At 59.1% G+C, this 9,070-nt stretch carries 6 protein-coding genes and 1 pseudogene; 2 read left to right on the forward strand and 5 right to left on the reverse strand.

Annotation, left to right across the window (positions count from 1 at the left end; all coding sequences use genetic code 11):
• A pseudogene (locus FJ930_RS29730) lies at positions 1-1,106 on the reverse strand (hypothetical protein); the annotation flags it as partial.
• A gap of 323 nt (positions 1,107-1,429) precedes the next feature.
• Between FJ930_RS29730 and FJ930_RS29735 the strand changes: the two are divergent.
• Entirely contained in the window at positions 1,430-2,410 is a 981-nt protein-coding gene (locus FJ930_RS29735) for a transglutaminase-like cysteine peptidase (protein ID WP_141841160.1), read from the forward strand.
• A 38-nt stretch (positions 2,411-2,448) separates the two neighbouring features.
• Here FJ930_RS29735 and FJ930_RS29740 read toward each other — a convergent pair whose 3' ends face one another.
• Genes FJ930_RS29740 through FJ930_RS29755 form a run of 4 tightly spaced genes read right to left on the reverse strand, consistent with a single transcriptional unit; the run spans position 2,449 to position 8,032 of the window.
• Positions 2,449-3,042 carry a ribbon-helix-helix domain-containing protein gene (locus FJ930_RS29740; protein ID WP_246677099.1) on the reverse strand — a complete coding sequence of 198 codons (594 nt, stop codon included), beginning with the start codon at positions 3,040-3,042 and terminating at the stop codon, positions 2,449-2,451.
• Between the two features lie 40 nt (positions 3,043-3,082).
• Positions 3,083-4,372, reverse strand: a complete 1,290-nt coding sequence (locus FJ930_RS29745) for an HlyD family type I secretion periplasmic adaptor subunit (protein ID WP_141841162.1) — start codon at positions 4,370-4,372, stop codon at positions 3,083-3,085.
• A 48-nt stretch (positions 4,373-4,420) separates the two neighbouring features.
• On the reverse strand, positions 4,421-6,553 hold the full coding sequence (locus tag FJ930_RS29750) for a type I secretion system permease/ATPase (RefSeq protein WP_141841163.1): 2,133 nt from the start codon (positions 6,551-6,553) through the stop codon (positions 4,421-4,423).
• Between the two features lie 30 nt (positions 6,554-6,583).
• Entirely contained in the window at positions 6,584-8,032 is a 1,449-nt protein-coding gene (locus FJ930_RS29755) for a TolC family protein (RefSeq protein WP_141841164.1), read from the reverse strand.
• Positions 8,033-8,413: 381 nt separating this feature from the next.
• On the opposite strand from FJ930_RS29755, the gene FJ930_RS29760 reads away from it, so the two are divergent.
• The gene (locus tag FJ930_RS29760; protein WP_140748990.1) at positions 8,414-8,950 is read left to right on the forward strand and encodes a hypothetical protein; all 537 of its coding nucleotides are present in this window, start codon (positions 8,414-8,416) and stop codon (positions 8,948-8,950) included.
• The last annotated feature ends 120 nt before the right edge of the window (positions 8,951-9,070 follow it).

Here is a 9,070-nt window from a genome sequence, read left to right on the forward strand (position 1 = left end):
GTGCCGGTGATGACGTTGCCGCCATGGCCGGCAAAGTCCGCCGCCGCGATCGTCAGCGCGTCGGCATGCGCCGTCGGCGCGTCGTCGACGATATTGATAACCAGGTTGCCGGGAGGTGCCGCATCGCCGTCGGCGTCCGTCACCCCAACCACGAAAGTGACGCTCGTGTTGTCGCCAGAGGTGTTGTTGGCAAGTGTATAGGAGTAGGTGATCGTGCCGATACCGGTGGCGGCATCGAAGACATAGCTCGCCGTCAGCGAGCCCGTGGCGTCGGTGAAGGTCTGCGGCACTGTGGTCAGGGCATGGCCGCCGAGCGTGACCTGCGAAACGCCGTCCGGCGATGTGAAGCCAACAGTCCCGGAGGTCATCTCCGAATTGGAGCCAAAGGCCGAACCGGCGGGTTCGCCATTGTGTGCAGGCAGGCCAGCTTCGGAGACGGTCGCCTCCCCGATGAGCCCGATCGACGGTATGGAATTTGGCCTGACAAGGCCCGTGAAGAGCTCGCGGTTATCCGGCTGGCCGAACTGGAGGTCGGTCGGCGGCAGCAACGCCGATAGTCCAAATCCGTCGCCGATGCCGCCGGCAGGCTGTTCGAAATTTCCACCAGCGCTGCTTTGCGAGCCATTTCCGCCAGCCGAGATCGACCCGTCCGCGCCGAAGGCGACATCGATGTGGCTTGCCTCGAGCGCCGCGATCAAGGCAACGCGCGGCACCTCGACGTCACCGATGACGAAGGTCGGCACATTCAAGGCGCCGTCCTTGATGACGATGACGGAGCCGTCCGCCTGTTCAAGCAAGAGGTTGTGACCGTCGACCTTGATGTTGTCGATCGAAACATTGGCTGGGAGTTTGACGATGTTGCTCGCGTCGGCAACGTATTCATGCGGGATATTCGCCGCCGGTGGAGCATTCACGGGCGCGCCGCCACCGACATCGACCGGCACGGGTTCGGCCGCGGCCGGTGCGGTTTGAGCCGGCGCCGCTGTCTGGTCCGCCGGGGCGGCTTGAGCAATCTGCACCTGCACTGTCAGATCATGATGATCGCCGGAGACGTGATGCTCGTCCCACGAACCCGAAACGTTGTCCAACTCAATACTGGTCGCCATAGCTAAAACCCCTCCGGCATTTCCCGGAAAGAGACAGGCGATGCGTCGGTTTTGCAACGGTCCGTCAATCTATTCTATATATTTGAATATGTCTTCGATAAGCTTTTTTACGCTTGGTAAACGGCCTACATATAATATGTTATATCTCACCTGATAGGATGAGTTCGGTAGCCGGTATCGGTGGGGAGTTTTGGTAAACAGAAGTATAAATATGAATAAAATTTTACACAAAATAGCTGATGCATGTTTTTGGAAAGTTACCCACCTTCCTTTCCAGTAATTTGAGACAGGGTTGGTAGCGTCCGCAGTCAAAGGTGGGCGTTATGAAAAAACAAAAAAATGTTCCAGGAACAACCCGAATCAAACTACTCCTGCTGGCGGCTGGCCTCGCGGGCCTGGCGCAGCCGGCCCTTGCCGGCCAGGATTTCAAGGGTTCCCTTCCCGGGAAGCCGGCCCTGGAGACGGTTCAGGCGCCGCCTTGTCTCGGCGGCATTTCCCTGCAGCGGTATCAATCCTGGCAGCCCGTCGCGCCTTATCAGGTGAGCATTGGCCAGATCAGCATTGGCCAGATCGATATTGCATTGAACGGCTACGGCCGCGTTTCCGCGGATAGTGGAACCGGCACGTCGACGGCGCAAGACAACCCCGGTATCGACCCAATGCAGACGGCGACGATCATCCCGGGTGTGTTCGGGTCGGTTGCCCTGTCCATGCATAATTTTCCCGTTTCGGCGCGCTGGGCACCCGTCTACCAAGCCATATCCAGTTGCACGCCGGACACCGATTGCGGACGCAAGAGCCAGATTTTCGCCAACATCGTCTCGATCGCTCGGGGCAAGCCCTTCAGCGAAAAACTGTCGTTCGTCAACAGCAGCATCAATCACTTCATCGCCTACAAAAGCGACATCGACGTATACGGCAAGCTCGACTATTGGGCGAAACCTTCGGAGGTTCTTGCAAATCGCGCTGGCGACTGCGAGGATTTTGCCATTCTCAAGATGACCGCGTTGCTGCAGGCGGGTATTCCGGCGCAAAGCATGTCGCTGGTGGTGCTCCAGGATCGCAAGCGCAGGTTCTTTCATGCCGTGCTTGCGGTAAGCACCGCAAGCGGCGCGTTCATTCTGGATACCCTTGGCAATAAAGTCCTCAGGGATAGCGACCTCCCAGACTATCAGCCGCTGTATTCGTTCAGCACCGATCGGGCTTGGATTCACGGGACGAAAGCCGGCGCCGCGCAAGTGGCCGACCTCAAGGGTGGCTTTCAGTCGGTCGCACCCGGCGAGGGTTTGATGGATGGTCAGTGACGGCCAGGGCGGACGCCTCCACCCCCTGCATTGAACAGTCAGCCGTTGAAGACAAACGCCATCAGCAATTCAGGCTCCAGCACCGGCGCGCGCACCGCGTTCAACTGGCCTCGATAGCGACGTTCGCCGGCGCCAATCACGAAGCCGCTTGTCACCGGGGTTTCGCCGTTGGCGTCGAGGCGCGCGAATATGTCGGCCACACCGATGTCCAATGCCAGCTTGAGGTCTTGGCGCGCGTCATCGTTCGGGGTCATGGGCAGCTGACGCTTGACCAGTTGCTGGAAAGCCGCATTGAACGTCAGGATCTTCTTCGACGATGCAAGAGCGAAGGCGGGCGAGGGACAAGCGACCAGAATGGCGTTGATCGTTTTGATCGATGCCAGCTTGCGCAAAGTCAGGTTTTCGTCGGCAAGTGCGCGTATGCAAGCCACCCGGATTGCCGACGTCAGGTTTCCCGTCTCGGAGTGATTGCCAGCGATTTCGTCAATCAGCATACCGATCGTGCATCGCCTGTTCTCCGCCATCTGCTTGAGCGAAATCCAGAAAGCCCGCTCCAGCCGTATGCCGCGCCGTACGCCACCGCGCGTCACAACCCGGAATTCCAGCCCAAAATCCTCTGCTGCGAGGGGCAGGAGCGGCCGGGCACCTTGGGGTGGAGCGGAGGAGGCGACGCTATCGTTCACTCATTGCCTCCTCTCGCGCCTTGTTGATCGGTTTCAAAAGGTAGGTCAGGATTGTCTTGCGCCCGGTCTTGATGTCGACCGAACAGATCATGCCGGGGATGATCGAATAGGCCTTTCCATCTCTCTCGAGCGTCGACTTTTCGGTGGCAACACGAACCTGGTAGTATGGCTCTCCGGTTTTCTGGTCGACAAGGCTATCCGCGGTGATGTTGGAGACTTTGCCTTCGATGCCGCCGAAGATCGAGAAATCGTAGGCCGTGACCTTTATCAGGGCGTCCTGATCCGGGCGGATAAAGGCGACGTCGCGTGGCGAAACACGCGCTTCGACCAGCAATGTCTCGGAAGTGGGCACGATTCCGGCAACGATGGCCCCTGGCTGCACGAAGGCGCCAACCGTGTTCAGCTCCAGCGTGTTGACGATGCCGTCCACGGGAGAGCGGATGTCGGTGCGTGCGACCTTGTCGGTTGCACCGCGGATGGTCTCATCCACCACCGAAAGATCAGCGAGCGCCTGTGTCAGGTCACCCAGTGCTTCCTGCTTCAACTGCAGGCCCAGCTCATCGACCTGGAGCTGCGCTTCGGTGATCGCCGACTTGGCTTTCCTTATCGTCTCGCCGGCCAGATTCAACTGGCCGTTGAGTTCGGTTTGCTCCTGCTCGGCCTTCAGCTGCTCGGTTCTGGCCATCAAGCCTTTCTTTGCCATCGACTCGACCAGCTTCGTCTGCTGGTCGCTTACCGCCAGGTTCTTGATCAGGCGCTCGGAATTGGCGTTCGCCTCGTCCAGTTCCCTTTGGCGCTGGTCGAGGCGCGACTTGAGCACTGATAGCTTGTTGTCAAAGTTCTCGCGCCGGGCGACGAGCAGGTTTTGCTCATTGTCGCAAATTTGCGGAGCAACCGACTGTATGTCCTGCGGGCAAGGGAACGAGCCCGCGAGATTGCCGGTCTGTTCGTATTTGAGCCTGGCGATGCGCGCTTCAAGCGCACGCGCCTTCGCCTGCTGTTCACCGAGACTGGAGGTATTCAACGTGTTGTCTAGGCGTATGATAAGATCGTTCTTTTTGACGATTTGGCCGATCTGCACCGCTATTTCCTGAACGACACCCGGCTCGCTGGCTTGAATGATCTGGGTCTTTGAGGCCGGTATGACCTTGCCGTCACCGCGCGCGATTTCGTCCACCTCGGCAAAGGACGCCCAAGCAACAAATGCGACAAAGAGCGCCGCTATGATAAATATGGACGCCGTCGCAAAAAGCGGCGGGCGGTCTTCCCTAGCAAGCATTTCCCATGCCCCATTAAGTCGAGACCGAGCTCGACATGGTTCTCTTCTTCAGGCGCTGTTTTTCTGCAGCGCCTGAATGATTTGTTCTTTCGGTCCATCGGCAACGATCCGGCCTTGATCTATGACAATAAGCCGTTCGGCCAACTCGAGCATGCTGAAGCGGTGGGTTGAGACGATCAGCGTCGTATCCCGGTCAAAAGCCGATTTGAGCTGTTTTATCAGCTGCCGCTCCGAGGCCAGATCCATCGATCCCGACGGCTCGTCCAAGAAGACAATTTTCGGTTTGGTCAAAAGCAGTCGTGCAATCGCCACGGTCTGCCTCTGACCTCCGGAGAGATTGGTGCCTCGCTCGCCGACATTCATGTCGTAGCCGCGCGGGTGGCGAGAGACAAACTCATCGACGCCGGCGGCTTTGGCGGCTTCGATGATCTCCTCGTCGGTTGCTTCCGGAGATGCCATCAGGAGGTTCTCCTTGATGGTGCCCGAAAACAGATCGCCGGCCTGCGCGACAATGCCTACGGCGCGGCGCACCTCCGAAGGGTGATACTGGCGGATATCGATGCCATCCAGCAAAAGCTCTCCAGAGGTCGGCAGGAAAAGCCTGCCGATCAGCCGCCCCATCGTCGTCTTGCCCGATCCTATACGGCCAATGATGCCGATCCGCTCTCCCGGCTTGACCAGGAAATTCAGGCCGGACAACACCTCGTTTTCCGAACCGGGATAGATGAACCCGACATTCTTGAACACCATCGCGCCGTTGCGGATGGGGCGGTTGACGAAGCCAACCGTGTCCGGCCGGTCCTCCGGCTGAGCCATGATCGAGTTCACCATCCTCAACGAGAGCATGGCCTGACGAAACCTGGACAGGGTGATTGCGATCTGGCCGAGCGGAGCCACGGCACGGCTCGCCAGCATCACCGTTCCTATGATCGCTCCTGTCGAGACATGCCCTTCGGAAAAGGCATAGGCGCCGGCCACGACCAGGGCGACGGTCACCAGCTGCTGAATGGCCTGGGTGATGTTTCCCGCGGCCGCCGAAAGCTGCTTGATCTTCTCGGATGTGTTGGCGGCGTTCTTGGAGTGTTCTCCCCATTTCCTCAGCAGATATGCTTCGGCGCGCAGCGACTTGATTGTTTCCAGAGTGGAAATGGACTCGACCAGCAGGGCCTGGCGTTGCGAAGCCTCGTTCATCGAGGCGGCCACCCGCTTGCCGATGCGGCGCTGCGTGACCAGGCCGACTATGACGGATGCGACGAAGGCCAGCGCCGGTATGATCACCAGCCAGCCGCCGATCGCGTAGATGACGAGCAGAAAGACGAACACGAAGGCCGTATCGATGAAGACGCTGATCGTGTTCGAGGTAAAGAACTCTCGCACGAACTCATATTGCGTGATCCGATTTGCGTATTCGCCGGTCGAGCCAGGGCGCGCCGACAGCGACGAGTTGAGCACCTTTTCGAACAAAAGATACGATATCCGAAGATCCGCCTTCCGTCCGGCATAGTCGATCAGCGAAGCCCGCGCCGTCTTCAGAAGCAGGTCGAACAGGATGACGGCGCCGATCCCGATCGCCAGCACCCAGAGCGTGGATATCGCCTTGTTGGGCAATATCCTGTCATAGACGTTCATGGTGAAGATCGGGGAGGCGATGGCCAGAAGGTTGATGAATATCGCCGACAGGACGACCTTCGAATAAGTGCGCCAGAAGGCGCCCATCGTACCCGTCAGCCAATGGCGCCGTTCGATTTTCTGCGCCGAACCGACGTTCATTGCCTCGGTGGCGTTGGCGTAGGTGATGGAGAAGGAAGCGCCGCCGATGATGTAACTCGCGGCCAGTTCAGACCTGCCCATGGTCGTGCGCCCGTCTTCCTGCGGGGCGGTGAGATAGTCTCCAGCGTCAATTTCCGACAGCAAGGCGATGGGCAATTGACTGGCACGGAAGAGAATCGCCGGAAGATCGACACGACCGCTCAGGAAGTCGCGGTGATTGAACTCCTTGACCTCGAGGCCGATGCGCTCGGCAAGATGCCTGATCTCGGCGATCTCGATGCGCGTCTCTGAAACAGGCACCCCGGCAAAAAGCACGGTTTCCGCGCTCGGCCGGCCCAGATAGGCGGCAACCGCCGAAAAGCAGGCCTTGAAGGCTTCTTTCGGGGTCAGGATATTTGGCTGTTTGTTCACGACCCGTCCGCCAGGACTTCAGTCAAAACCTCATTTCTTCCTGACCGGGGCAAGGATGTCGAAAGGCAGATCGTTCTTCTGCTCCGATGGCGTCCGTGCATAGGTTTCGGTGTCCGCTGTCGGCGGAACGGCAAACTCTGTCTGCGCATAGGCCGTGGCCTGCTTGGCCGGCTGAATATCCATCGTCTTCAGAAGCTGTCCCGTCGCTGCCAGCAGGCGATATTCGGCGAACAGCGAGGCATAGGAGGCGGTATCGGCGAGCGTCGCCGTGTTGAAACGCGTATTCTGCGCGTCAAGCACGTCGAGCAGCGAGCGCTGCCCAACCTTGAACTGTTCGCGATACGACGCGACCAGCTTCTCATTGGTGGCGGCCTGAAGCTTCAGGGTTTTCGCCAGATCGGCTTGCCGGAAGCGGCGATCCCACGAGGTGCGGACAGCCTCCTCGATTTCGCGCAGGACCTGATGCAGGGCAAGGCGCTGTTCGCTGGTGCGACGGATCTGCTCCTGCTCATTGGCCTTGTCTATCCCGCCCCGATAGAGATTCCAGCGCAACACCAGGCGTGCCTGCAGGTCGGATGTGTCGCCATTATCGCCATCGATATCGTATCCGGCCCGCGCTGTGCCTTCGGCGACAATCGAGGGGCCGTATTTCGCCCGGGCCGCGTCAACCAGCGAGGCCGCAGCGTCGATATCGCTGTTGGCCATGTGGACGCGTGGGTTGTTCTGCCGCGCCAGGCCCAGCGCATCATCCAGCGACTTCGGCAGCGCAGCGGAAACATCGCCTGGCCTCGACGCATTGGTCAGCGGCTTCCCGACAGTCTTGAAGAACCGTATCCTCGAAGCCTCCAGTTCCTCCGAGGCTTCCTGCATGCGGGCCTTGGCCGCAAACAGCCGCTCCTCGGCCTGTTGCCGATCGGCTTCGTTCAATCCGCCGCCCGCAATGCCTTCCTTGATGTCGTGGAGAATTGCTTGATGGAACCCCAGGTTCTTCTTCGCTTCGGTGACGATTGAAGCCTGCAGCATATATTCGAGATAGTCCTGGACAACCGAGAGCCCAATGAATTCGGAGCGCTCCAGCACGCGGAACGAAGCGCCATCGACCCGCGAGGCCTGGCGGTTCATCTCGGCCCGCCTTGCGCCGCTGTCATAAACCGTCTGCGAAACCACGACGTCGGCTTCGGCCGGATAAAGGCTGTCCTTTTCGATGGAAAGCGCCCGGCGGGATGAGTTGTCGAGGCGGCGAGCCCCAGCGGATGCTTCCACATCGACACTGGGAAGATAGAGCCCTTTCGCCTGACGCAATTCGAATTCGATCGCCTCGCGGTTTTCGATGGCCTGGCCGATTTCGGGATTGGACTCCACGGCGACCGCCATGGCCTCCTTCAGCGTCAGGGCATCGGCACTGCCGCAAGCCAGAAGCGATACCGTCACCAAAAGACCAAGGCGCTTGCCAATGGTCGAAGAACCTGTCGTCTTCATTTTCCCACCCACGTTTTCCCGCGCCTTTTTTGAAAAGCGCTGCAACCCAAACTACCCCATCTGGCTTTGCTCAATATCCAGCAAAATCGCATATTGCGTTAGTATTTACTGATTTAGTTGTACGCGGAGCGGCGATTCCGAGCATAAGTTTGGAGAATGTAGCAAAAATGGCACATAACCCGGACCCGCTGAGGTTGTGAGTGAAGGCCGTGAACAAGGGCGCTGCAAGAAAGCGCGAAGTTCTTGGCAGCAGATTCTCGGTGGTGCGCGGAGGGACCTTTCGCCCGCACTTGCCGACCGTTGCCGATACAAATGCAAAACGTCCCGTTAAGTCTTGCGCAACCCATGCGGCGTAATCTGCCAGCCAGATTGCGAGGCATCATGAAGCGCAAACCACTCTTGCTTTTCGCCTTCCCGGCCTTTGTCCTGCTGATCCTGGCGACAGAGCGAACAGCCACGGTCCTGCTCGGAACCTATCCAGCAAGCGCCGATATGTGGAGGATCTGGCTTGCCTTGCACCCGTCGTCCGGCATGTTCTGGCAACAGGTCGATTTCTATCTGGGAGGGTCGATGGGCCTGGACTTTGCTTTGCTGGGCGCCGTCCTGGGAGTCTGCTGGATGGCATGTCGGGCCAGAAGCTCGGCGGCTTTCTTTCTTGTCAACCATGGCACCCTGATCCTCGCGGCATCGATGATTTTCATCGGCGGCCACTCGCAGACCGCAAGCACCATTGCCGCGTTTACGGCGCCGAGCGGCTTTCAGTTCTCACTGGTGATGGACTTCACCTGGCTGAACGGCCTGCTGTCGGTCATGGGAGTAGCGGCGTGCGCCTATTGTCACTTTGCCTATCTGGGTGAGCTCAGGATGCGCGTTGAATCGCGGCGTGTCCGGGTTCTGGCACTGCAGAGAGATTTCTAGCCGGGCGCCGGCCGTTCGCCGCGTTTGTGCCGCCAGTGCAGAACCTAGAGCGTTTCATAGCTTGAGAGAATCGTAGGATTCCCACGGGCTCCGTTTTGTGATTCAAGATGCAGGCTGGAC

The sequence above is a fragment of the Mesorhizobium sp. B2-4-15 genome (genome assembly GCF_006658505.1).
Classification (GTDB): Bacteria; Pseudomonadota; Alphaproteobacteria; order Rhizobiales; family Rhizobiaceae; genus Mesorhizobium.

Excerpts from the sequence above, each read along its gene's own strand:
- FJ930_RS29745 (WP_141841162.1), bottom strand. The coding sequence starts at position 4,372 with ATGCTTGCTAGGGAAGACCGCCCGCCGCTTTTTGCGACGGCGTCCATA.
- FJ930_RS29735 (WP_141841160.1), top strand. The coding sequence starts at position 1,430 with ATGAAAAAACAAAAAAATGTTCCAGGAACAACCCGAATCAAACTACTC.
- FJ930_RS29760 (WP_140748990.1), top strand. The coding sequence starts at position 8,414 with ATGAAGCGCAAACCACTCTTGCTTTTCGCCTTCCCGGCCTTTGTCCTG.
- FJ930_RS29755 (WP_141841164.1), bottom strand. The coding sequence starts at position 8,032 with ATGAAGACGACAGGTTCTTCGACCATTGGCAAGCGCCTTGGTCTTTTG.